Origin of the sequence: Variovorax beijingensis (genome assembly GCF_007828835.1) — a bacterium.
Taxonomy (GTDB): Bacteria; Pseudomonadota; Gammaproteobacteria; order Burkholderiales; family Burkholderiaceae_C; genus Variovorax; species Variovorax beijingensis_A.
This window is the reverse complement of the sequence record NZ_VIVL01000003.1, coordinates 538,882-560,886: the sequence shown is the minus strand read 5'-3', so window position 1 is coordinate 560,886 and position 22,005 is coordinate 538,882. Positions and strand designations below refer to the sequence as shown.

22 protein-coding genes are annotated in these 22,005 nt (G+C 69.6%); 7 read left to right on the top strand and 15 right to left on the bottom strand.

What is annotated here, in order from left to right; translation table 11 throughout:
* Positions 1-60 precede the first annotated feature (60 nt).
* Positions 61-1,020, bottom strand: coding sequence for an MBL fold metallo-hydrolase (locus tag FB547_RS13140; RefSeq protein WP_145742847.1), 960 nt, complete (start codon positions 1,018-1,020; stop codon positions 61-63).
* A 145-nt stretch (positions 1,021-1,165) separates the two neighbouring features.
* Between FB547_RS13140 and FB547_RS13135 the strand changes: the two genes are divergently transcribed.
* Together FB547_RS13135 and FB547_RS13130 are read left to right on the top strand one after the other, a co-directional pair.
* Complete coding sequence (locus tag FB547_RS13135) at positions 1,166-2,029, top strand: IclR family transcriptional regulator (protein ID WP_145742846.1); 864 nt, start codon at positions 1,166-1,168, stop codon at positions 2,027-2,029.
* The gene (locus tag FB547_RS13130; RefSeq protein WP_145742844.1) at positions 2,026-2,772 is read left to right on the top strand and encodes an SIR2 family NAD-dependent protein deacylase; all 747 of its coding nucleotides are present in this window, start codon (positions 2,026-2,028) and stop codon (positions 2,770-2,772) included. The genes FB547_RS13135 and FB547_RS13130 overlap by 4 nt, the downstream gene beginning before the upstream one ends.
* Here FB547_RS13130 and FB547_RS13125 read toward each other — a convergent pair.
* The 7 genes from FB547_RS13125 to FB547_RS13095 form a co-directional block, all read right to left on the bottom strand.
* Positions 2,769-3,281, bottom strand: a complete 513-nt coding sequence (locus FB547_RS13125) for a GFA family protein (RefSeq protein WP_145742842.1) — start codon at positions 3,279-3,281, stop codon at positions 2,769-2,771. The two genes, FB547_RS13130 and FB547_RS13125, sit on opposite strands and share 4 nt — an antisense overlap.
* Positions 3,282-3,301: 20 nt before the next feature.
* Positions 3,302-3,523: a hypothetical protein gene (locus FB547_RS13120; RefSeq protein WP_012745458.1), complete on the bottom strand. Its 222-nt coding sequence runs from the start codon at positions 3,521-3,523 to the stop codon at positions 3,302-3,304.
* Between the two features lie 51 nt (positions 3,524-3,574).
* Positions 3,575-4,249 (bottom strand): ABC-type transport auxiliary lipoprotein family protein, encoded by a 675-nt coding sequence (locus tag FB547_RS13115; RefSeq protein ID WP_145742840.1) that lies wholly within the window; start codon positions 4,247-4,249, stop codon positions 3,575-3,577.
* Positions 4,250-4,259: 10 nt separating this feature from the next.
* A complete protein-coding gene (locus FB547_RS13110) occupies positions 4,260-5,231 on the bottom strand; it encodes an MlaD family protein (protein ID WP_145742838.1) in 972 nt (323 codons plus the stop codon).
* 14 nt (positions 5,232-5,245) lie between these two features.
* Positions 5,246-6,064, bottom strand: coding sequence for an ABC transporter ATP-binding protein (locus tag FB547_RS13105; protein WP_145742836.1), 819 nt, complete (start codon positions 6,062-6,064; stop codon positions 5,246-5,248).
* A gap of 55 nt (positions 6,065-6,119) precedes the next feature.
* On the bottom strand, positions 6,120-7,286 hold the full coding sequence (locus FB547_RS13100) for an MlaE family ABC transporter permease (RefSeq protein ID WP_145742835.1): 1,167 nt from the start codon (positions 7,284-7,286) through the stop codon (positions 6,120-6,122).
* A gap of 147 nt (positions 7,287-7,433) precedes the next feature.
* The gene (locus tag FB547_RS13095; RefSeq protein ID WP_145742833.1) at positions 7,434-8,339 is read right to left on the bottom strand and encodes a LysR family transcriptional regulator; all 906 of its coding nucleotides are present in this window, start codon (positions 8,337-8,339) and stop codon (positions 7,434-7,436) included.
* 138 nt (positions 8,340-8,477) lie between these two features.
* Between FB547_RS13095 and FB547_RS13090 the strand changes: the two genes are divergently transcribed.
* Positions 8,478-10,106 carry a GMC family oxidoreductase gene (locus FB547_RS13090; RefSeq protein WP_145742831.1) on the top strand — a complete coding sequence of 543 codons (1,629 nt, stop codon included), beginning with the start codon at positions 8,478-8,480 and terminating at the stop codon, positions 10,104-10,106.
* Positions 10,107-10,222: 116 nt separating this feature from the next.
* On the opposite strand, the gene FB547_RS13085 is transcribed toward FB547_RS13090, so the two are convergent.
* The 7 genes from FB547_RS13085 to FB547_RS13055 are packed head-to-tail and all read right to left on the bottom strand — an operon-like array spanning position 10,223 to position 16,874.
* Positions 10,223-11,296: an ABC transporter substrate-binding protein gene (locus FB547_RS13085; RefSeq protein WP_145742829.1), complete on the bottom strand. Its 1,074-nt coding sequence runs from the start codon at positions 11,294-11,296 to the stop codon at positions 10,223-10,225.
* A 12-nt stretch (positions 11,297-11,308) separates the two neighbouring features.
* On the bottom strand, positions 11,309-12,439 hold the full coding sequence (locus FB547_RS13080) for an NAD(P)/FAD-dependent oxidoreductase (protein WP_145742827.1): 1,131 nt from the start codon (positions 12,437-12,439) through the stop codon (positions 11,309-11,311).
* Complete coding sequence (locus FB547_RS13075; RefSeq protein ID WP_145742826.1) at positions 12,436-13,851, bottom strand: NAD(P)/FAD-dependent oxidoreductase; 1,416 nt, start codon at positions 13,849-13,851, stop codon at positions 12,436-12,438. The genes FB547_RS13080 and FB547_RS13075 overlap by 4 nt, the downstream gene beginning before the upstream one ends.
* Positions 13,848-14,156, bottom strand: coding sequence for a (2Fe-2S)-binding protein (locus FB547_RS13070; RefSeq protein WP_145742825.1), 309 nt, complete (start codon positions 14,154-14,156; stop codon positions 13,848-13,850). The genes FB547_RS13075 and FB547_RS13070 overlap by 4 nt, the downstream gene beginning before the upstream one ends.
* A complete protein-coding gene (locus tag FB547_RS13065) occupies positions 14,157-14,951 on the bottom strand; it encodes an ABC transporter permease (RefSeq protein WP_145742824.1) in 795 nt (264 codons plus the stop codon).
* Between the two features lie 4 nt (positions 14,952-14,955).
* On the bottom strand, positions 14,956-15,807 hold the full coding sequence (locus FB547_RS13060) for an ABC transporter permease (protein WP_145742823.1): 852 nt from the start codon (positions 15,805-15,807) through the stop codon (positions 14,956-14,958).
* Positions 15,804-16,874 carry an ABC transporter ATP-binding protein gene (locus FB547_RS13055; protein ID WP_145742821.1) on the bottom strand — a complete coding sequence of 357 codons (1,071 nt, stop codon included), beginning with the start codon at positions 16,872-16,874 and terminating at the stop codon, positions 15,804-15,806. Before FB547_RS13055 ends, FB547_RS13060 begins: the two co-directional genes overlap by 4 nt.
* Positions 16,875-17,077: 203 nt before the next feature.
* Here FB547_RS13055 and FB547_RS13050 point away from each other — a divergent pair, with 203 nt between their 5' ends.
* The 4 genes from FB547_RS13050 (at position 17,078) to FB547_RS13035 (ending at position 21,868) form a co-directional block, all read left to right on the top strand.
* Entirely contained in the window at positions 17,078-17,938 is an 861-nt protein-coding gene (locus FB547_RS13050) for an IclR family transcriptional regulator (RefSeq protein WP_018903905.1), read from the top strand.
* A 169-nt stretch (positions 17,939-18,107) separates the two neighbouring features.
* A complete protein-coding gene (locus FB547_RS13045) occupies positions 18,108-19,646 on the top strand; it encodes an aldehyde dehydrogenase family protein (RefSeq protein WP_145742819.1) in 1,539 nt (512 codons plus the stop codon).
* 93 nt (positions 19,647-19,739) lie between these two features.
* On the top strand, positions 19,740-20,642 hold the full coding sequence (locus FB547_RS13040; RefSeq protein WP_145742817.1) for an amino acid ABC transporter substrate-binding protein: 903 nt from the start codon (positions 19,740-19,742) through the stop codon (positions 20,640-20,642).
* Positions 20,639-21,868 carry a pyridoxal phosphate-dependent aminotransferase gene (locus FB547_RS13035; RefSeq protein WP_145742815.1) on the top strand — a complete coding sequence of 410 codons (1,230 nt, stop codon included), beginning with the start codon at positions 20,639-20,641 and terminating at the stop codon, positions 21,866-21,868. The genes FB547_RS13040 and FB547_RS13035 overlap by 4 nt, the downstream gene beginning before the upstream one ends.
* Positions 21,869-22,005: the final 137 nt, after the last annotated feature.

The following is a 22,005-nucleotide window of genomic DNA, read 5'->3' as shown; positions in this document are numbered from 1 at the left end:
ATTGGCGCTCTGCGTGCCCCCACCCCAGCCCTCCCCCGGAAGGGGAGGGAGCAGGACAGGTCAGCCTTCCAGCGCCTTCCACATCTCGACGTCCCGCTCGGCCGTCCACACGCGCGGATCGGCATGGCCCGAGGCCTCGTCGTACGCGCGGCTCACGTCGAAGGGCATGCAGTGGTCGAAGATCACCCACTGGCTGTACTTGGGCTTGAGCCTGGCGTAGGTGTCCTTGTAGACCGTGTTCAGGTCGCGCCCGGCCTTCACGCCTTCCTGCACGCTCGCGTACACGTCGGAGATGAAGTTGCGTGTGCCGGTCAGGCCCTCGGCCACTTCGGCCGGCGTGGTGAGCGCGGCGCCGCGGCCCGGCACCAGCGCGGCGGGCTTGAGCGCCGCGATGTTGTCCAGCGTCTGCGGCCAGTCCTTGAAGTAGGCGTCGCCCGCGTACGGCGTCGCGCCGAACTCGACCAGGTCGCCCGACAGCAGCGTGCGCTCCTCGGGCAACCAGACCACCGTGTCGCCCTTGGTGTGGCCGCGGCCCAGCTGGATCAGCTGCACCTCGAGCTTGCCGAGCCACAGCGTCATCTTGCCCGTGAAGGTCATGGTGGGCCAGGTCAGGCCCGGCGGCACGGTCTCGACGTTCTGGAACAGGCGCGGGAAGCGGCCGATCTCGCTGGCCTTGTCCTGCTCGCCACGCTCCACGATCAGGTCGCGCGTGTCCTGGCTGGCCAGGATGTGCTCGGCACCGTAGCCGGCCGCGCCCAGCACGCGCACCGCGTGGTAGTGGGTGAGCACCACGTACTTGATGGGCTTGTCGGTCACTTCGCGGATGCGGCGCACCACGTCGGCCGCCATGGCGGGCGTGGCCTGGGTGTCGGCCACCAACACACAGTCGTCGCCGATCACGATGCCGGTGTTGGGATCGCCCTCGGCGGTGTAGGCCCAGGCGTGTTCCGAGATCTGGCTGAAGGTGATCTTCTTCTCTTCCATGTCGGCCTGGCTGGCGAATTTCTTGGCTTGGCTCATCGTGTGTCTCCGTCGGTTGGATCGAAATTTAGATTCGTCTAAAACAAATGAATTTGCGGTTAGCGAATTCCGAGAGTGTAAGCCCGAGATCAGTTCATGTCTAATCCCTTCTTCATGAACGAACAACCAGACGCCGAGGCGGGCCATGGCAGCCAGTGACACCGACCGCGCCGCCCAGCGCGGCATCCAGAGCATCGAAGTGGGTGGACAGCTGCTGCGTGCACTGGTGCACCACGGCCGGCCGATGGCGCTGAAAGACCTGGCGCGCGAAGCCGACATGACGGCCGCCAAGGCCCATCCCTACATGGTGAGCTTCGGGCGGCTGGGCCTGATCGAGCAGGACCGCGCCAGCGGCCACTATCTGCTCGGCCCGCTGGCCTTGCAACTGGGGCTCATCAGCCTGCAGCAGGCCGACCCGGTGCATATTGCGACGCCGCTGATCGCCGAGGTGGCGCAGCGCATCGGCCACACGGTGGCGCTCGCGGTCTGGGGGGCGCGCGGCGCCACCATCGTGCGCACGGCCGAATCGCCTTCGCCGGTGCATGTGAACATGCGGCACGGCACGGTGTTCTCGCTCACCAACACCGCTTCGGGCCGCGTCTTTGCCGCCTACCTGGAGGCCGATGCGGTCCGGCAGCTGCTCGACGCCGAGCGCCAGCGGCACAAGCTGCGCAAGGCCGGCGAAGAGCCGCCCGCGGCCGGCATGCCGCCGCAGCGGCCGCTGCCCTCGTGGAGCGAATTCGAGCGCCAGCTGCAGGAAGTGCGCGCGCACGGCATCAGCCGCTCCGAGGGCGAGGTGATCGAGGGCGTCAGCGCGATGGCGGCGCCGGTGTTCGACCACACCGGCGCCATCGTGCTGTCGGTCACGGCCATCGGCCCGGCCGCCATCTTCGACACCGCCTGGGACGGCGAAATCGCACGCGCGCTCAAGGCCTGCGCGGGCACGGTCTCCGCGCGGCTGGGCGCAACGTCTGCCGGAAGAAAGGCTTCCGCACCACTGGATCCATGAGCCTGGGCACCGCTTCTTCCCCCGCGTCTCCCGTCGAATCCGCCATCGCCCTGCTGGGTGCCGCCCGGCGCATCGCCGTGCTCTCCGGCGCGGGACTGTCCAGGGCTTCGGGCATTCCGACCTACCGCGACGCCGACGGCCTCTGGATGAACCAGAACGCACTGCAGTTCTCCCACGCCGAAGACCTGCAGCGCGATCCCAAGGGCTTCACCCGCTTCTGGGCCCGGCGGCTCGACACGGTCGAGGCCGCCCAGCCGAACCCCGGGCACGCGGCGCTCGCGCTGCTGCAGCGGCTGCGCCCCGCCACGCGCCTGATCACGCAGAACGTCGACGGCCTGCTCTCGATCGCGGGCGGGCTGGACGTGCTCGAACTGCACGGTTCGCTGCGCCGTTGGCGTTGCGACCACTGCGGCAACCGCCGCGGCCCCTGGCCCTTTCACCGCTGCATGCGCTGCGCCTCGCGCGCCCGGCCCGACGTCGTGATGTTCGGCGAGATGCTGAACCACGGCGTGCTGCACGACGCCCAGGTGGCCGCGCAGGAGTCGGACGTGTTCATGGTGGTCGGCAGCACCGCCGTGGTCTATCCGGCGGCCGAGTTGCCGCAGCTCGCGATGTCGCGCGGCGCCCGGCTGATCACGCTCAACATGGAGCCGCTGCCGCATCTGGACGAGGCAGCCTCGGTGGTCCTGCGCGGCGCGGCGGAGCTGCTGCTGCCGCAGCTGGTGGCGGGGATGGGCGGCTAGCTTTCGGAAGCCCTGGCCTCGCGCAGCGCACGCCAACGCGCGAGGCTTGCGGCAGGCCAGTATGCCTCGCGCTCGTAGTATTCGGTCACCGCGGGCGCGCCGGGCGGCAGCACCACCCAGGGCTGCTTCGACATCGTGAAAATGTGCAGGTCCGGCGGCAGCTGGTCGGGCGTATCGAGCGTGCCCACGCGGACGAAGCACACCGCATCGCCCGCACCGGCGTAGTGGCTCCAGAGTGCGACACGGCAATGGGGGCAGCGAACGTACTTCTGGCCGCGTCCGCTGGCCGAAGGCGTCAGCACCACATCGACGGTGCCTTGCAGCAGTTGCATGTGCGCGGGTTCGATCAAGGCGTTGAGCGCGAAGGACGAGCCCGTTTCGCGTTGGCACCAGCGGCAATGGCAGCAGTGCACGAACAGCGGCGCAGCCATCATGCGGTAGCGCACGGCGCCGCAAGTGCAGCCCCCGTCGAGGGGCACGAAGGCATTGCCGTCAACAGCGGCGGCCATGGCGCTTCCTGGAAGGGCGCTCAGCCCTTCTTGCCACCCAGCAGCACCAGCGCCCCGCCCACCACGATGGCGGCCACGCTGGCCCAGGCCGGGAAATTGACCTGCTGCTTCTCCTTCACCGAGAACTCCAGCGGCCCCAGCTTGGCCTGGTGCGTTTCCTTCGTGAAGCTGAAGCCGCCGAGCCCGAGGCCCGCGATGCCTGCGACGATGAGCAGGATGCCGATGATGCGTGTGGCGTTCATGGTGAGGTCTCCTCCGTGGATGAAAAAAGCGGGCCGGGGCCGAAGCCGAGCTTACTGCCGCGGCTGCTGGTCCACCCACTGCACGACCTCGGCCACCGCCGCATCGGTGGCCGCGGCCAGCGCCTTGACGCCGCCGGGCGCATCGGCGCTCGGGGCCGGGCGGCGCACGGTGAAGGTGCGCTGGCCCAGCACGCGGTCGCCGCCGGTGGTGCCGCGGATCAGCGTGGCGCGCAGGCGGACCAGCCCGACGCTGCTGCTGGCCGAATCGAAGTAGTGGCTGAACTCGTCGAGCGAGATGCGCAGCGTGTCGGGCACCTTGCCCTCGGCGCGCGCGATGGTCGCGCTTTCTTCCGGACCGAGCACGGTACGCCGCTCGGAGAGCGCGTCGCGCAGCCGCTGGCGCAGCAGTTGCGCCGGCGGCAGGCTCCAGCGCGACTGGCCGTAGGGGCGCAGTTCGTTGGCATCGGCATAGCCGAGCCGGTAGAGGATCTGCGTGCCGTCGAGCCGCGTGTTGCTCTCGATCTCGGCCAGCGCCAGCGTGGGCAATGCGGCCGCGGGCGGGTTGGCGGCGGCGGCGGCCGAGGCGGCCAGGCCGGGTCCGAAGTCGTACAGCGTGGCGCGCGCGGGCTTGTCGGGCAGCGCGCCGCAGCCGGCGAGCAGCAGCAGCGCGAGGCCGGCACCGGCGCAGGCGGCGAGGCGCGGACGGGAGTGGGTGGTGTTCTTCATGGTCGTCACTTCAGGGGCGTCCGAGGGACGTGGTGGCGGGCGGCGCGGAGAACCCGGGCTCGCCGGGCCCGGCAGCGGTGCCGCCATTGCCGAACAGCAGCGACTGCGGGTTGTCGTTGATGCTGTCGGCCGCGCGGCCGAGCCGGCGCACCGCGCGCGAGGTGTCGTCGGCCACGCGGTTCACGCGCGGCAGCGTGGCGGCGTTGAACGAATCGACCGACTGCGCCAGCGCCTTGGTGCCGTCGCTCAGCCGCTCGATCGGGCCGTCGGGCGCGTTGAGCCGGCCCACGGTGGTGTTGAAGTTGTTGGCCACGCGCGAGACGTCGCCGGCGGCCGTCTTCACCGACGACAGCGTGTTCGGCAGCGCTGCGAGCGCCGGGTTCAGCCCGGTCTTCACCGTGTTGTCGAGCTGCTTGAGCAGCGTGTTGGCGCTGGCCGAGGCCGCCGCGATGTTCTCGAGCGCATCGGCCGCGCGCTTCTGGTTCTCGTCGCCCAGCAGCTGGTTGGCGCGCTTGGTGGCCTCGTCGACCTGGTTGACGATGGCTTCGCCGCGGTCCTGCAGCTGCGCCAGCATCGAGGGCTTGAGCGGAATGCGCGGCGGATCGTCGTTGTTGGGCGCGAGCGCCACGTTCGATTCGCCCTTGTCGTCCAGCGCGATGAAGGCCAGGCCGGTCACGCCCTGGTAGCTCAGCGTGGCAAAGCTCGAGGTGGTGAGCGGCACGCGCTGGTCGACCGTGATGCGCACGCGCACGTTGCCCTTCGTCTTGGGGTCGAAGTCGATCGAGGTCACCTTGCCGACCGCGATGCCGCGGTAGCGCACCATGGCCTGCGGCTGCAGGCCGCTGACCGGGTCGCGCGTGGAGAGTTCGTAGATGTTGCGCACGGTGTTGTCGCGCGTGAACCAGACCACCAGCCCTACGAGCACGGCGATGAGGCCGAGCACGAAGGCGCCGGCGGCGATGGCATGGGCTTTGTTTTCCATGGTGTGGCTACCTTTCAGCGGGCCGCGCCGGCAGGGGCCGGCGGGGCTTTGGCGGGTTTGTCATGCAGGGCCTCCAGCGCGCGCTGGCCGCGCCCGCCCAGAAAATATTCGTGGATGAACGGATGCGGATACGCGATCACCTCGCGCGCCGAGCCGCTGACGATGACCTTGTGGTCGGCCAGCACCGCGATGCGGGTGCTCAGGTCGAACAGGGTGTCCAGGTCGTGCGTGACCATCACCACCGTCAGGCCCAGCTCGCGGTGCAGGCCGCGCAGCAGGTCGCAGAAGCTGTCGGAGGCCTCGGGGTCGAGGCCGGCCGTGGGCTCGTCCAGCAGCAGCAGCGGCGGGTCCATGATGAGCGCGCGCGCCAGCGCCACGCGCTTGATCATGCCGCCCGACAGGTCGGCCGGGCTCATGTTGGCATGCCGCGGTTCCAGGCCCACCATCTGCAGCTTGACCAGCGCCGCATTGCGGATCAGCTCGTCGGGCAGCAGCTTGAGCTCGCGCAGCGGAAAGGCAATGTTCTCGAGCACGCTGAAGGCCGAGAACAGCGCGCCGTGCTGGAACAGCATGCCCACGTTGGCCGCGCCCTTGGCGCTGAGCTCGCCCGGCGCCCGGCCCAGCACCTCGACCGTGCCCTTGGTCGGCTTCTCGAGCCCGAGGATCTGGCGCAGCAGCACCGTCTTGCCGGTGCCCGAGCCACCCACCAGCGACAGCACCTCGCCGCGCTCGATGCGCAGCTCGAGGTCGCGGTGCACCACGACCTCGCCGTCGGCGCTCTTGAACACCGTCCAGAGCTTGCGGATGTCGACGACGGTGTTTGAATCGCTCATTCGAATGCCTCCGCGCTACGCGCTGCGGTATTCGCCTTGGGAACGGCCCGGCGGCTCATGCCCGGAACCCCACGCCCTTGAACAGCACCGCGAACAGTGCGTCGACCAGGATCACCGCGGTGATCGAGGTCACCACCGACGAGGTGGTGCCGCGCCCCAGGCTCTCGGTGTTTGGCTTGACCTTCATGCCGAAGTAGCAGCCGATCAGCGCAATCAGGATGCCGAACACCGCCGATTTCGCCAGCGCGAGCCAGAGGTTCGAGATCGGCACCGCGCGCGGCAGCGCCGAGAGAAAGTAGGCCGGCGAAATGTCGAGCGCGGCGTCGGCCGCGAGCATGCCGCCCGCGAGCGCCGCGATCGAGGTCCAGAGGCTGATCAGCGGCATCGCGATGGCCAGCGCCATCACGCGCGGCATCACCAGCCGGAAGCCGTGCGGAATGCCCATCACGCGCATGGCGTCGAGTTCCTCGGTCACGCGCATCACGCCGATCTGCGCCGTGATGGCCGAGCCCGAGCGGCCCGCGATCAGCACCGCGGCCAGCACCGGTCCGAGCTCGCGGATCAGCGACAGCCCGAGGATGTTGACCACGAAGGCCTCGGCCCCGTACTGGCGCAGCTGCTGCGAGATCAGGTAGGCCAGCACCACGCCGATCAACAGGCCCACCAGCGCCGTGATGTGCAGCGCCGTCGCGCCGAACTGGTAGAGATGCCCCGAGAAATCGCGCCACGGCCCGCGGTGCGGCGCGCGCAGCAGCGTGAAGGCGTCGAGCGCGAGCTGGCCGATCAGCCCCACGAAATCGCGCACCACTTCCAGCCCGCGCGCGCCGGTGTGCGAGAAATGATGCAGCCGCTCGGCCAGCGTGGGCGGCGGTTCCTCGGGCGTGCCCACGGTGAACTGCGCGACCTGGTCGAGCACCGCCTTGTGCTGCGGCGACATCTCGAGCGTGGCGGGCCAGTCGTGGCGCCAGTGGTCCCACAGCAACTGCGCGCCGATGTGGTCGAGCTGCTCGATCGGGCGCAGGTCCCAGGCGCGGTCCTCGGCCGGCGGCGCGCCTGCCAGGTCCCTGGAAAGCGCCTGCCACGCACTGCGCGACGACATGGCCAGCGTGGTCCAGCGGCCGCTGGCCACGGTCCAGCTGCGGCCGTCCTGCTCGCGCTCGTCGATGCGGGGCAACACGCTGTCGGCGGCGGGTGCGTCGGCAGGCGGGGTTGCTAGGGACATGATGCGGCGGTAGGGGGCGAAGTAAGAAGAAAGAGGCGGTCTGGAAGGGCGCATCGTAACCGGATGAGTCGGCTTTTCCGGTGCGCCGCGGCGCCGCTTTGCGTAGGGCGGAACGCCGTTTCGCGGGTCATTCGTGGCCGTTTGCGCTCAGTTCCAGGCCCGCGCGAGCGCGTTCCATGCGCTCGCGATCACCGGCTCGTTGCGCCGCGCCGCCAGCGACACGAAGCGCAGCGCGCAGTCCAGCTGCACGCGGTCGGCCATCACCAGGCCGTGCGACTGGCTCTCGCGGATGGCGATCGAGTCGCGCAAGAGGCTCAGGCCCACGCCCGATTTCAGCAGGTCGAGCATCGAGGCTTCCTGGTCCACCAGCGCCACGCGGCGCGGCGACAGCCCGAGCGGGCCGAACACTTTCTCCAGCAGCCGGTGGTGCGCCGACTCCGGCGGCGTGGCCAGCCAGGGCAGCGCGGCCAGCGCCTTCCAGTCGCGGCCCAGCACCTGCGGGCCCCAGCCCGCGGGCGCGACCACGCGGTAGGTGAAGCGCGTGAGCGTGCGCGCCGCGAGCGGCGCCGGCGCAGCGGCATCGCCCCCGTCCGCATCGAGGTGAAACCCCACGTCGAGTTCGCCGCGCAGCACCTGGGCCAGCACCGTGCCGCTCATGCCGTGGCGCAGTTCGGTCTCGATCTGCGGGGCCGACTCCACCAGCTCGCGCAGGAACACGCCGAGCCGGGTGAACTCCGGGTCGAGGATGGTGCCGATGCGCAGCGCCCCGCGCACCGTGCCCTGCAGGTTGCGCGCGGCCTGCTGCAGGTCGCCCACGGCCGCGAGCACGCGCTCGGCTTGCGGCAGCAGCGCGGCGCCGTCGGCCGTGAGCGCCAGCCCGTGCGGCGTGCGCGTGAAGAGCTGCAGCCCGGTTTCCTCCGCCAGGCGCTTGAGCTGCAGGCTCACCGCCGGCTGCGTCAGGTGCAGCCGCTCGGCCGCGCGCGACACATTGCCCTCGCGCGCCGCCAGGACGAAGGCACGCAGAATCTGGAGGTCCAAGGCGGCGGCAGTCATATAAGAACGATTTATATGCCAACTGCGCCGAAATCATTGGCTTTTTGCGCATGGCTTGAGAGAAACTGCCCGCCGAAGCCCTTTGCCGGGCCCATGAGCACAAGAAATACCGTTGACCCCCGGAGACAAGCCAGCGCCATGAGCGACAACACTTTCGACTACATCGTCATCGGCGGCGGCACGGCCGGCGCCCTGATGTGCAACCGGCTGACCCGCCAATCGCAGCAGCGCACGCTGCTGATCGAGGCGGGCCGCAAGGACGACTACCACTGGATCCACATTCCGGTGGGCTATCTCTACTGCATCGGCAATCCGCGCACCGACTGGCTCTACAGCACCGAGCCCGACGCGGGCCTCAACGGCCGCGTGCTGCGCTATCCGCGCGGCAAGACGCTGGGCGGCTGCTCCAGCATCAACGGCATGATCTACATGCGCGGCCAGTCGCGCGACTACGACCAGTGGGCGCAGCTCACCGGCGACGACGCCTGGCGCTGGCAGAACGTGCTGCCCGACTTCAAGAAGCACGAGGACTACTACCTCGGCGCCGACGAGATGCACGGCGCCGGCGGCGAATGGCGCGTGGAGAAGCAGCGCCTGCGCTGGGACATCCTCGACGCCTTTGCCGAGGCCGCCGTGCAAGCCGGCGTGCCGCACAGCACCGACTTCAACCGCGGCAGCAACGAAGGCGTCGGCTACTTCCAGGTCAACCAGAAGAACGGCTGGCGCTGGAACACCGCCAAGGCCTTCCTGCGGCCGGTCTGCTATGGCCGGCCCAACTTCGAGATGTGGGTCAACGCGCATGTCACCAGGCTGATCGTCGAGACCCAGCCCGACGGCAGCCGGCGCTGCACCGGCGTGCAGGTGTGGGACGGCCACGAGATGGTCATCGCCCATGCCACGCGCGAGGTGGTGCTGTGCGCCGGCAGCATCGGCTCGCCGCAGATCCTGCAGCTCTCGGGCATCGGCCCGGCCGAGCTGCTGCGCCAGCACGGCATCGAGGTGGTGGTCGACGCGCCCGGCGTCGGCGCCAACCTGCAGGACCACCTGCAGATCCGCGCGGTCTACAAGATCAACGGCGCGCCCACGCTCAACGTGCTGGCCTCCTCGATGTACGGCAAGGCGAAGATCGGCCTCGAATACCTGATGAAGCGCAGCGGGCCCATGAGCATGGCGCCTTCGCAGCTCGGCGCCTTCACGCGCAGTTCGCCCGAACATGAGTGGCCCAACCTCGAATACCACGTGCAGCCGCTGTCGCTCGATGCCTTCGGCGAGCCGCTGCACAGCTTTCCGGCCTTTACCGCGAGCGTGTGCAACCTCAACCCCACGAGCCGCGGCAGCGTGCGCATCAAGAGCCCGCGCTTCCAGGATGCGCCCGCGATCGCGCCCAACTACCTGAGCACGGATGAAGACCGGAAGGTGGCGGCCGATTCGCTGCGCGTGACGCGCCGCATCGCATCGCAGCCCGCGCTCGCCAAATACAAGCCGGAGGAATGGAAGCCCGGCGTTCAATACCAGAGCGACGAGGACCTGGCGCGCCTGGCCGGCGACATCGCGACCACCATCTTCCATCCGGTCGGCACGACCAAGATGGGTGCCGACGGCGACCCGATGGCGGTGCTCGATTCGAAGCTGCGCGTGCGCGGCGTGCAGGGGCTGCGCGTGGTCGATGCGGGCGCGATGCCGACCATCACGAGCGGCAACACCAACAGTCCGACCTTGATGATGGCCGAGAAGGCGGCGGGGTGGGTTCTCGAAGACAACCGCTGAGTTTGTGCCCTGCGTTTTCGTGGGATGCCGCGGAACCGGCTTTGCCGGGCCGCTGGCGTCGCCCCCGGAAGGGGGTGGGCGAAGCGACACGAAGTGCGCGCAGACTGGGGGTGAGCCTATTTCTCGATCGTCTTGTTCCACCGCGCATTCCACGCTGGACGGTTCGCGTTGATGCTGTCCCAGTCGATCGTGACCGCCGTCTTCATCCACTTGTTGATGTCGGCCACCTGCTGCACCCCGTCGCCCACGGCCGGAGCCTTGGGGTTGGTGGGAATCTGCGCGCCGTACTGCAGCACGTTGGCCTGGGCCAGCGGGCTCAGCAGGAACTCGGCGAGCTTCTGCGACAGCTCGGGCTCGCTGTTGTTGGCGATCACGCACTGGCCCACCATCAGCACCACCGCGCCTTCCTTCGGCGGTGCGTACTCCACCGGAATGCCCTTGGTCTTGAGCGCCGCCACGGCCGTGGGCGTGAGCGGGAAGATCGCGGCCTCGCCGGTCTGCACCATTTCCGACAGCTTGGCCGAGCTCGGGATGTACTCGAGCACGTTCGGGCCGATGGTGGTGGGCCAGGCCTTGAAGCCGGGCTCCACGTTCTTGTCGTTGCCGCCCTGGATGCGGTTGAACATCAGGAAGCCGTGCAGCCCGAAGGACGATGAGGACATCGACTGGAACACCACCTTGCCCTTGTACTTGGGATCGGCCAGGTCCATCCACGAGGTGGGCGGCGCCCAGCCCTTTTCCTTGAACATCTTCGCGTTGTAGGCCAGGCCCGTCATGCCCAGGCTCACGCCGCTGGCCATGTCGTCCTTGAAGCGCGCGGCCGGGTAGATCTCGGCGAGCGACGGGTTGGGCCGCTGCTTCTGGCACAGGCCCATGCCGATGGCGCGCACCATGATGCCGTCGTCCAGGAACATCACGTGCATCTGCGGGCGGTCCTTGTTGGCCTGCGCCTTCGCGAGGATGTCGGACGAGGTCCCCGGCACCACCACCACCTTGGCGCCGTAGAGCTTCTCGAAGGCCGGGAACACGTACTGCGTGTACGCCTTCTCCATGGTGCCGCCGTTCATGCCGATGTAGAGGGTCTTGGTCTGCGCGCCGGCCGCGCCGCCGGCCGCGAGCGCGGCCACCGCCGCCGCACCGGTCAAGGTCCGGCGGAGAGAGAAGAAGGAAATCTTCTGGAAACGGGACATGGTGTTTTCCTTTCAGGGTGGGGTGGGGGTGAAGCGTTCGATCGAGAAGCTCTCGATCGGCGTGCTGCTGCGGCCGTCGCGCACGAGTTCGGCCAGCACTTCGCCGGCGGCCGGGCCGATCTGGAAGCCCGCGCCCGAAAATCCGAAACCGTGGAACAGGCCGGGCGTGGTGCGGCTCGGGCCGAGCACCGGCTGGCGGTCGGGCAGGTAGCCTTCGGTGCCGCTCCAGGTGCGGATGAAATGCGCATGGCGCAGCGCGGGCAGCAGCTCGACGGCCTGGGCGGAGAGCGAGGCGATGGCGTCGCGGTCGGAGCGGGCGCGGTCGGCATCGAGCGCGATGCCCTTGCCGCCGCCGCCCAGCACGAGGTTGCCGCGCGCCACCTGGCGGCAGTAGATGCCGCCGCCCTCCACGCCGAGGCTCCAGTCCATGAAGAAGGGCAGCGGCTCTGTCACTGCCATTGCGGGATGGCCCGATTGCAGCGGCACCTCTTCGCCGAACTCCGTGGCGATCGGCCCGGCCCATGCGCCCGCGCAGTTGAGCAGCGCCGGCGCATGCACTTCGAGCGCATTGCCCGAGCGCAGCATGAAGGCCTGGCCGTCGTGCGCCACCTCGTCGACCTTGTGGCGCTCGAAGACCTGCGCGCCCGCGCGCTGCGCCGCGAGCGCGAAGGCCGGCGACACCAGCCGCGGATTGGCCTGCCCGTCTTCCGCGCACAGCGAGCCGCCGACGGCGCGCGTGCCGAGCCAGGGGCAGCGCTCGCGCAGGCGGGCATCGGAGATCAGCTCGAGGCCCAGGTCGAAGTCGCGGCTCTGCGCACGGTAGCGTTCCAGCGACGCCATGTCGGCCTCGCTGCGCGCGATCTTGAAGTGGCCCGAGCGCAGGTATTCGCCGTCGGTGCCGATGGTTTCGCGCAGGCGGCCCCAGATGCGGTGCGCGCGCTGTGCGAGCGGCAACTGGTCGATCGGACGGCCCTGGCGCCGCACGCCGCCGTAGTTCACGCCGCTCGACCGCGAGCCGCACAGGTCGCGCTCCAGCAGCACCACGCCGATGCCCATCTGCCGCAAGGCCAGCGCGGCAGACGCGCCGACGATGCCGCCGCCGACGATCGCGACGTCGGTGCGCAAGGTCTTGCGCCCGCTCATTCGCCGGCTCCTTCGGCGGATGGCGCGGCGGCCAGGTGGATCGGAATCGGCTTGATCGGGGCCTGGCCGCGCAGCCGGCCCACCTGCTGCAGCGGCAGTCCCGTGGCATGTGCGAGGATCTCGGCCGCCGCCGCGCCGCACATGCGGCCCTGGCAGCGGCCCATGCCGACGCGCGACAGCGCCTTCAGGCGGTTCATCTCGTCGGCGCCGGCGGCGGCGACGGTCCGGCGCAAGGTGCCGGCCGTGATGTTCTCGCAGCGGCAGACCACGAGTTCGTCGCTGGCATGCGCGGCCCAGTCCTGCGGCACGGGGAAAGCGCGCTCCAGGCCGCGGCGGAATCCGCCGAGCTTGTGGAGCTTGCGTTCGAGTTCGGCGGCGCGCATCGCATCGACCGCCACGCCGTTGTCGGCCAGCAGCGCGAGCGCCGCGCGTTCGCCCGCCCACTCGGCCGCGTCGGCGCCCATGATGCCGGCGCCGTCGCCCGCAAGGTACACGCCCCGCACGCTGGAGCGGCCGGCCGCGTCGCGCACCGGCAGATGGGCGCGGTGCAGCGGCGCGAATTCGAAGCGGCAGCCGAGCAAGTCGGCCAACTGCGTTTCGGAGCGCAGCGCATGGCCGAAGCCGACGGCATCGCAGGCCAGCGTGCGTTCTTCGCGGCCGTCGTGCCACGCCACGCCGGCCACGCGGCTCTCCTGCGCATCGCCGAGCACGTGCAAGATCCGCACGCCGGTGTGCAGCGCCACGCCGTGCGCACGCAGCCAGGCCACGTAGTACACGCCCTTCGCGAAGACGGCGGGCTGCCGCAGCATCGCGGGCGTGGCGGCCAACTGGTCGGCGAGCCGCGCCGTGTCGAGCACCGCGGCCACCTTCGCGCCGGCCTTGGCGTACTGATACGCCACCAGATAAAGCAGGGGCCCGGTGCCCATGAACACCACGCGCTCGCCGATGGCGCAGCCCTGGAACTTGAGCGCCACCTGCGCGCCGCCCAGCGTGTAGACGCCGGGCAGTGTCCAGCCCGGCACCGGCAGCACGCGGTCGGTGGCACCGGTGGCGACGATCAGCTGGCCGTACGGAAGGCTGGACGTGCTGCGTGTCGGGCCGTGCAGCACGTCGAGCCGGCCGCCTTGCGCATTCCACACCAGGCTGTCGGGACGGTAGTCGATGCGTTCGCGCAGCGCGTCGAAAGCGGCATGCACCGCATCGGCGCGGCCGGCCTCGAAGCCATAGAGCGCCTGCGCGCTGCGCTGGGCCAGGCTCGCGGGCGGCCGCCGGTAGATCTGTCCGCCGGCGCGCGGAGCCTCGTCGATCACCACCGGCCGCAGGCCGTGCGCCACCAGCGCCTGCGCGGCGCGCACGCCGGCCGGCCCGGCGCCGACGATCACCGGCTGCACTGCGGCAGAAGAAGCCGTCATGCGCCGCTCCTTCCCGTGACCAGCGCCATGCCCGGCGCGATGAAGGTGGAGCAGGCGCGCAGGCGCTCGCCCTGCTCGGTGGCGATCCAGCAATCCTGGCAGGCGCCCATCATGCAGAAGCCTGCGCGCGGCGCACCGCTGAATTCATTGCGCCGCAACTGCGCGGCCTGCGTGAGCACGGCCGTCAGCACCGTGTCGCCGACGAGGGCGGAGGCGGGCTGGCCGTCGAGCGTGAAGGGCACCGCGGCGCGGCCGGTCTCGGCCACGCGATGCAGCAGCGGTTGGAGGGGCGGCAGGCTCGTCATCTATCGGCGCCCCACCAGCACGCGGTCCAGCCCGTAGACGCGGTCGAGCACCACCATCGCGACGGCCGTCACCGCCACCATCAGCGCCGACACCGCCGCCATCAGCGGATCGATCGACTCGGTGGCGTACATGTACATGCGCACCGGCAGCGTCACGGTGCTGGGCGAGGTGACGAAGATCGACATCGTCACTTCGTCGAAGCTGTTGATGAAGGACAGCAGCCAGCCGCCCGTGACGCCCGGAAGGATCATCGGCAGCGTGATGCGCCGGAACACCGTGGCCTGGCTCGCGCCCAGCGAGAGCGCGGCCTGCTCGGCGCTGCGGTCGAAGCCCACCAGCGCGGCCACCACGAGCCGCAGCGTGTAGGGCGTGACGATCAGCGCATGCGCCATCACCAGCCAGCCGAAGCTGCCCGTGCCGCCCACCAGCGCGAACAGGCGCAGTAAGGCCACGCCCAGCACCAGGTGCGGAATGATCAGCGGCGAGAGGAACAGACCGTTGAGGAAGTCGCGCCCCGGAAATTGGTAGCGCGTGATCGCCATGCCCGCCGGCACCGCGAGCAGCGTGGCGATGGTGGCCGAGCTCAGCGCGAGCCACAGGCTGTTCCAGAACGACTGCATGAAGTCAGGATGCGCGAACACCGCCTGGAACCAGCGCAGCGAGAAGTGCGTGGTCGGGATCGTCAGCGTGTTCTCGGGCGTGAACGCGACGATGCACACCACCACCAGCGGCGCCAGCATGAAGGCGATGACGAGTGCGTTGAACGCGAGGGCGAGGGGGCCGTTCTTGGTCATCGGATCACCCGAGCGCCTTCTTGTAGCGGCCTTCGACGAGGCGGTTGTAGCTCAGCATCACGACCAGGTTCGCAGCGAGCAGGGTGAGCGCGACGGCGGCGCCGAGCGGCCAGTTGAGTTCGCTCAGGTATTCGTCGTAGACGATGGTCGCGACCATCTTCAGGCGTCGTCCGCCCAAGAGCCCCGGAATCGCGAACGAACTCGCAGCCAGGCCGAACACGATCAGGCTGCCCGAGAGAATGCCCGGCATCACCTGCGGCAGCACGATGCGGCGCAGCGTGGTGAACGGCGAGGCCTTGAGCGAAAGCGCGGCGTTCTCCACGCCCGCATCGAGCTTCTGCAGCGAGGTCCAGACCGGAATCACCATGAAGGGCAGCATCACGTGCACCAGCGCGACGATCACCGCGGTCTCGGTGTAGAGCATCTTCACCGGCCCGATGCCCACCAGCCGCAGCAGCCCGTTCACCGCGCCCTCGGGTCCGAGCAGCATGCTCCAGCCGAAGGCGCGCACCACCACCGACACCAGGAGCGGCGCCAGCACCACCAGCAGCAGCACCGAGCGCCACGGGTTGCGCATGCGGCTCAGCACATAGGCCTCGGGCGCGCCGACCAGCACGCAGATCAAGGTGACGAGGCCCGAGATCCAGAAGGTGCGCCAGAAGATGCCGTGGTAGTACGAGTCGGTGAACACCTGCGCGTAGTGCGCGAGCGTGAACTCGCCGGCCTTCGGCCCGGTGGCCGGGTCGTAGACGTTGAACGACAGCACCGCGGTGAGCGCGAGCGGCACCACCAGCAAGGCCGCGAACAGCAGCAGCGCGGGCCCCGACAGCCACCAGGGCGTGGCCTTGTTCTTCATGCCGCCACCGCCTCGCCGGCCGGCAACAGCCGCGTGCAATGCGCAGGCCAGTCGATGCCGGCGGCATGGCCCTCATCGAGCGCGTCGCGGCCGTCGTTGGGGCTCAGCACCATCAGGTCGCCGGCGGGCGTGCCCAGGCGATAGAGCCACTGGCTGCCGAGGAAGAAGCGCTCCAGCACCTGGCCGTCGAGGCGGCCGCGGCCGGCCTCCACCAGCTGCAGCTTTTCGGGGCGCACGCTCATCAGCACCGCATCGCCCGGCTTGTAGGCGGTGTCGTCGACCTCGACCGCGAGCGCGCCCACCGCCACATGGCAGCTGCGCGCGCCGCTGGCCGTGACGCGCCCGTCCAGCAGGTTGGCCTTGCCCACGAAGGTGGAGATGAAGCGCGTGCTCGGGTGCTCGTAGACGCGGTGCGGGTGGTCGATCTGCGTGGCGCAGCCGCCTTCCATCACCACCACGCGGTCGCTGATCGACATGGCCTCGCTCTGGTCGTGCGTGACCATCACCGTGGTGGTGCCGACCTTGCGCTGGATCTGGCGCAGCTCGAACTGCATCTCCTCGCGCAGCTTGGCGTCCAGGTTGGAGAGCGGCTCGTCCAGCAGCAGCACCGGCGGCTCGATCACGAGTGCGCGGGCCAGTGCCACGCGCTGGCGCTGCCCGCCCGAGAGCTCGCGCGGGTAGCGCGCGGCATGCGCTTCCAGGTGCACCAGCGCCAGCGCCTGCCTGACGCGCTCGGCGCGTTCGGACTTCGGCATCTTGCGCATCTCGAGGCCGAAGCTCACGTTGTCGGCCACCGTCATGTGCGGGAACAGCGCGTAGGTCTGGAACACGATGCCCAGGCCGCGCGTGTTGGCCTTGGCATGCGTGATGTCCTTGCCCGCGAGCTCGATGCGCCCGCTCGACACCGCCTCGAAGCCCGCGATCATCTGCAGCGTCGTGGTCTTGCCGCAGCCCGAGGGGCCGAGCAGCGAGACGAACTCGCCCTTTTCCACCGCGAGGTTCATGGCCGACACGGCGCGCGTGGCGCCGTAGAACTTGGTCAGGTCGGTGAGCCGTAGGAATGACATGGAAGGGCCTTTCTGCGGGGTCTTGATGGCGTGCAGCACCTTGGTGCACGCCGCGGACAAGAGAGAACTTTCAATTCACTCTATTGCAACGATCACGCCAGATCGCCCCGGGTATTCCATTAATCAGAATCTTTTTCTAATTTATTCCAATCAATGGAATATCATGCGAAAAATCGAACGCAAGAATTCCACAGGAGCAAGCCATGGAAACCCCCTCGGCCGCCAGCGGCGGCGTGCCGCGTGTCTTTTCGGTGATCCGCGCGCTCGGCGCGGTGCAGGCCGAGGGCGGCCGCGTGACCCAGATCGCACGGTCCGTGGGCCTCACGCAGGCCACCACGCACCGCCTGCTGCAATCGCTCATGGCCGAGGGCATGGTCGAGCAGGACGAGCGCAGCAAGCTCTACCGGCTGAGCATCGATTTCTTCGCGCTCGCGGCCAGCGCCGGCAATCCGGGCGACCTGCGCTCCATCTGCCGCCCGGTGCTGCTGCGCCTGTGCGCGAGCCTGGGCGACAGCATCTTTCTGCTGGCGCGCAGCGGCTTCGACGCCATCTGCCTCGACCGCAGCGAAGGGCCGTTCCCGATCCGCTCGTTCACGGGCGACATCGGCGGGCGCATCGCGCTGGGGGTGGGGCAGGGCGCGCTCGCGATCCTGGCCTTCCTGCCCGAGGCGGAGCGCGAGGAAGTGATCCGCTTCAATCTTTCGCGCGTGCGCGAGTACGGCGTGTACGACGAGGTCTACCTGCGCACCGAGATCGAGCGCGTGCGCCAGGCCGGCTATGCGGGGCGCAACACCGGCCTGCTCGAAGGCATGGCCGGCGTGGCGGTGCCCATCCTCGACCGCGAGGGCCGCGCGGTGGCTGCGCTCAGCGTGGGCACCATCGCCGACCGGCTCAATGCCGACCGCATGCCCACGGTGGTGGAACTGCTCAAGCGCGAGGCGGCGGCCATCGGGCCGAAGATCAATCCCTTCGATGCCACCTTGCGGCGGCCGGCGCAGAGCCTGGCGGGCTCGCCGGCGGGGCAGCGCATCAGCCTGCCCGAGCCGCCAGGGCCTGCCGCTTAGGTGCGAGCTGTGCGCTGAATGCACGAACGCTGTGGTAGTTCATTCATGGAACGCACCAAGTCCTTCCGTTTTTTCGCTATGCAAGCAGGCCCTGTTCGCAGATATTGAGCTGTTGCCGCACCCCCGCTGCCCTTCGTTCCTGTTCTCTTTTCTCCCTGCCGGAGCCTCCATGCCAGAAGCCCAAGCCCTCCTTCCTGTCGCCACCGAAATCGCGCAGCTGCTGCAGCGCCTCGGCGTTCCGGATGCCGCCCATGCCGGCGGCGAACTCACGGTGCGCTCGCCGGTCACCGGCGAGGTGGTCGCGCAAGTGCGGCAGACCACCGCCGCCGAAGCGACCGCGACCATCGGCCAGGCGCACGAAGCCTTCAAGGCCTGGCGCAGTGTACCCGCGCCGCGCCGCGGCGAGCTGGTGCGCCTGCTGGGCGAGGAACTGCGCGCGGCCAAGGCCGACCTCGGCCGTCTCGTCACGCTCGAGGCCGGCAAGATCCCGTCCGAAGGCGCGGGCGAGGTGCAGGAGATGATCGACATCTGCGACTTCGCGGTCGGCCTCTCGCGCCAGCTCTACGGCCTCACGCTCGCCACCGAGCGCGCCGAGCACCGCATGATGGAAACCTGGCATCCGCTGGGCGTGTGCGGCGTGATCTCGGCCTTCAACTTCCCGGTGGCCGTGTGGTCGTGGAATGCGGCGCTGGCGCTGGTGTGCGGCGACTCGGTGGTGTGGAAGCCGTCGGAAAAAACACCGCTCACGGCGCTGGCCGTGCATGCCATCGCGCAGCGCGCTCTCGCGCGTTTCGGCGATGCGCCCGAAGGCCTGCTCGGCCTGCTGCTGGGCCAGCGCGACATCGGCGAAGTGCTGGTCGACGACCACCGCGTGCCGATTCTCTCGGCCACCGGCTCGACCGCGATGGGCCGGCAGGTGGGGCCGAAGCTGGCCGCACGCTTCGCGCGCGCCATCCTCGAACTCGGCGGCAACAACGCGGCCATCGTCACGCCCTCGGCCGACCTCGACCTCACGCTGCGCGCCATCGCGTTCTCGGCCATGGGCACGGCCGGCCAGCGCTGCACCACGCTGCGCCGGCTGTTCGTGCACGACAGCGTGTACGACGCGCTGGTGCCCAAGCTCGCCAGGGTTTACGGCAACGTGCAGGTGGGCGATCCACGCGGGGCCGGCACGCTGGTTGGGCCGCTGATCGACCGCGCCGCCTTCGACGGCATGCAGAAGGCCTTGGGCGAAAGCCGCGAGATCGGCGCCACGGTGCATGGCGGCCAGCGCGTGGAGGGCATCGGCACCCAAGACGCCTTCTACGTGCGTCCGGCGCTGGTCGAACTGAAGTCGCACGACGGCCCGGTGCTGCGCGAAACCTTCGCGCCCATCCTCTATGTGGTGCGCTACACCTCGCTGGACGACGCCATCGGATGGCACAACGCGGTGGGCGCAGGCCTGTCGTCGTCGATCTTCACGCTCAACGTACGCGAGGCCGAGCGCTTCCTGTCGAGCGCGGGCTCGGACTGCGGCATTGCCAACGTCAACATCGGCCCGAGCGGCGCCGAGATCGGCGGCGCCTTCGGCGGCGAGAAGGAAACCGGCGGCGGCCGCGAAGCCGGCTCCGACAGCTGGAAGGCGTACATGCGCCGCGCGACCAACACCATCAACTACTCGACCGCATTGCCGCTTGCCCAGGGCGTGACCTTCGAGATCAACGACTGACCGACTCCGGCCTTGTGTTCTTGCCGCGCGGCGTTTCGCTGCGGCGGCGGGGCGGCGGCCGTGCCCAAGAACAACAACCAGGAGACAGAGAACATGAAGATGCAACTGAAGACCATCACCGCTGCGGCGCTGCTCGCGCTCGCATTCGGCGCCGCCGCGCAGCAGGCCCCGGCCGGCGGCACGCTCGACAAGATCAGGAGCAGCGGCAAGGCCGTGCTCGGCGTGCGCGAAGCCTCGCCGCCCATGGCCTACATGCTGGGCGCGAACGACAAATACGTGGGCTACCACGTCGAGCTGTGCGAGCGCGTGCTCAAGGACATCGCGCCTTCGGCCCGGCTCGAATACATGGCCGTGACCGCGCAGAACACCATCCCGCTGGTGCAGAACGGCACGCTCGACATCGGCTGCGGCCCCACCACCAACAACACCGCGCGCCAGCAGCAGGTGGCGTTCGCACTCACCACCTACGTGAGCGAGGTGCGCATGGCCACGCGCGTCGATTCGGGCATCAGCTCGCTCGACCAATTGGCGGGCCGCACCGTGTCGGCTTCCACCGGCACCACCGCCGTGCAGCTGCTGCGCAAGCGCGAGCGCGCGCAGAACACCACCATCACCACCATGCTCGGCAAGGACCACCTCGAAAGCTTCCTGCTGATGGAGTCGGGCCGCGCCGATGCCTTCGTGCTCGACGACAACCTGCTCGCGGGCATCATCGCGAACGCGAAGAACCCGTCGGCCTACCGCATCGTCGGCGATGCGCTGGGCTCCGAGCCCATCGCGCTGCTGTTCCGCAAGGACGACCCGGCCTTCAAGGCCGCGGTGGACGACGCGCTGCGCCGCCTCATGAAGAGCGGCGAGCTCGAGAAGATCTACACCAGGTGGTTCGTCGCGCCGATTCCGCCGAAGAACACCAGCCTGAACCTGCCGATGAGCGCGGCGCTGAAGCAGCTCATTGCCGAACCCAACGACAAGCCGCTGGAGGCCTACGCGAAGTGACATCCGCCGATTCAGCGCCTTGCGCATTCGAGCCCGCGCAGCGCGTGCGCGCCATCGGGGTTTCGGAAATCCTGCGCATCACCGACCATGCCAACGCGCTCAAGCGCGCCGGCCGGCCGGTGATCGTGCTGGGCGCGGGCGAGCCGGACTTCGACACGCCCGAGCCGATTCGCGCCGCCGCGGCCCGCGCCATGGAACGCGGCGACACGCGCTACACCGTGCTCGACGGCAGCCCGGCCATGAAGGCCGCGGTGCAGCTCAAGTTCAGGCGCGACAACGCGCTGGACTTTGCGCTCGACGAGATCAGCGTGGGCGCGGGCGCCAAGCAGGTGATCTTCAATGCGCTGATGGCCAGCCTGAACCCGGGCGACGAGGTGATCCTGCCCGCACCGTACTGGACTTCCTACGCCGACATCGTGCAGATCTGCGGCGGCGTGCCGGTGAGCGTGCCCTGCGGCGAGGCCAACGGCTTCAGGCTCGATGCCGCGCAGCTCGAGGCGGCCAGCACGCCGCGCACGCGCTGGCTGTTCCTGAATTCGCCCTCGAACCCGAGCGGCGCGGCCTACAGCGCGGCGCAGCTTGCGCCGCTGTGCGAGGTGCTGCTGCGGCATCCAGCGGTGTGGGTGCTGGCCGACGACATCTACGAGCACATCCTCTACGACGGCCACGCGTTCGCCACGCCGGCAGCGGTGGAGCCGCGGCTGCGCGAGCGCACGCTCACCGTGAACGGCGTCTCGAAGGCGTACGCGATGACCGGCTGGCGCGTGGGCTACGGCGCCGGGCCGCGCGCGCTGATCGCGGCCATGGCGGTGGTGCAGAGCCAGTCGACCTCGTGCCCGTCGTCGGTGAGCCAGGCCGCCGCGATCGAGGCGCTGACAGGGCCGCAACACGTGGTGGCCGAGCGGTGCGACGAGTTCCAGGCGCGGCGCGACTTCGTGGTGGCCGCCTTGAACCGCGCGCCGGGCCTGCATTGCCGCGTGCCCGAGGGCGCCTTCTATACCTTTGCGAGCTGCGCGGGCGTGCTCGGGCGGCGCACCCGCGGCGGCGCGCTGCTGCAGACCGACAGCGACTTCTGCGGCTACCTGCTGCAGGATTTCGAAGTGGCGGTGGTGCCGGGCAGCGTGTTCGGCCTCGCGCCGTACTTCCGAATTTCGTATGCCACGTCGATGGCGCAGCTGGAAGAGGCGTGTGCACGCATTGCCGCGGCATGCGAAGCTCTCGAATGACCCCGCTTTTCTCCCTCCCCTCCCGGGGGAGGGCGGGGGTGGGGGCTCGCGGCATGTCAATTGCCGCCGGCGTATCCAGCGCCGCCTGCCCCCATCCCAACCTTCCCCCGGAAGGGGAAGGCGCAAATACCAACACC

What these genes read in the sequence shown, in the direction of transcription:
- FB547_RS13140 (WP_145742847.1), bottom strand. Translation starts at nt 1,020, where the DNA reads ATGAGCCAAGCCAAGAAATTCGCCAGCCAGGCCGACATGGAAGAGAAG.
- FB547_RS13135 (WP_145742846.1), top strand. Translation starts at nt 1,166, where the DNA reads ATGGCAGCCAGTGACACCGACCGCGCCGCCCAGCGCGGCATCCAGAGC.
- FB547_RS13130 (WP_145742844.1), top strand. Translation starts at nt 2,026, where the DNA reads ATGAGCCTGGGCACCGCTTCTTCCCCCGCGTCTCCCGTCGAATCCGCC.
- FB547_RS13125 (WP_145742842.1), bottom strand. Translation starts at nt 3,281, where the DNA reads ATGGCCGCCGCTGTTGACGGCAATGCCTTCGTGCCCCTCGACGGGGGC.
- FB547_RS13120 (WP_012745458.1), bottom strand. Translation starts at nt 3,523, where the DNA reads ATGAACGCCACACGCATCATCGGCATCCTGCTCATCGTCGCAGGCATC.
- FB547_RS13115 (WP_145742840.1), bottom strand. Translation starts at nt 4,249, where the DNA reads ATGAAGAACACCACCCACTCCCGTCCGCGCCTCGCCGCCTGCGCCGGT.
- FB547_RS13110 (WP_145742838.1), bottom strand. Translation starts at nt 5,231, where the DNA reads ATGGAAAACAAAGCCCATGCCATCGCCGCCGGCGCCTTCGTGCTCGGC.
- FB547_RS13105 (WP_145742836.1), bottom strand. Translation starts at nt 6,064, where the DNA reads ATGAGCGATTCAAACACCGTCGTCGACATCCGCAAGCTCTGGACGGTG.
- FB547_RS13100 (WP_145742835.1), bottom strand. Translation starts at nt 7,286, where the DNA reads ATGTCCCTAGCAACCCCGCCTGCCGACGCACCCGCCGCCGACAGCGTG.
- FB547_RS13095 (WP_145742833.1), bottom strand. Translation starts at nt 8,339, where the DNA reads ATGACTGCCGCCGCCTTGGACCTCCAGATTCTGCGTGCCTTCGTCCTG.
- FB547_RS13090 (WP_145742831.1), top strand. Translation starts at nt 8,478, where the DNA reads ATGAGCGACAACACTTTCGACTACATCGTCATCGGCGGCGGCACGGCC.
- FB547_RS13085 (WP_145742829.1), bottom strand. Translation starts at nt 11,296, where the DNA reads ATGTCCCGTTTCCAGAAGATTTCCTTCTTCTCTCTCCGCCGGACCTTG.
- FB547_RS13080 (WP_145742827.1), bottom strand. Translation starts at nt 12,439, where the DNA reads ATGAGCGGGCGCAAGACCTTGCGCACCGACGTCGCGATCGTCGGCGGC.
- FB547_RS13075 (WP_145742826.1), bottom strand. Translation starts at nt 13,851, where the DNA reads ATGACGGCTTCTTCTGCCGCAGTGCAGCCGGTGATCGTCGGCGCCGGG.
- FB547_RS13070 (WP_145742825.1), bottom strand. Translation starts at nt 14,156, where the DNA reads ATGACGAGCCTGCCGCCCCTCCAACCGCTGCTGCATCGCGTGGCCGAG.
- FB547_RS13065 (WP_145742824.1), bottom strand. Translation starts at nt 14,951, where the DNA reads ATGACCAAGAACGGCCCCCTCGCCCTCGCGTTCAACGCACTCGTCATC.
- FB547_RS13060 (WP_145742823.1), bottom strand. Translation starts at nt 15,807, where the DNA reads ATGAAGAACAAGGCCACGCCCTGGTGGCTGTCGGGGCCCGCGCTGCTG.
- FB547_RS13055 (WP_145742821.1), bottom strand. Translation starts at nt 16,874, where the DNA reads ATGTCATTCCTACGGCTCACCGACCTGACCAAGTTCTACGGCGCCACG.
- FB547_RS13050 (WP_018903905.1), top strand. Translation starts at nt 17,078, where the DNA reads ATGGAAACCCCCTCGGCCGCCAGCGGCGGCGTGCCGCGTGTCTTTTCG.
- FB547_RS13045 (WP_145742819.1), top strand. Translation starts at nt 18,108, where the DNA reads ATGCCAGAAGCCCAAGCCCTCCTTCCTGTCGCCACCGAAATCGCGCAG.
- FB547_RS13040 (WP_145742817.1), top strand. Translation starts at nt 19,740, where the DNA reads ATGAAGATGCAACTGAAGACCATCACCGCTGCGGCGCTGCTCGCGCTC.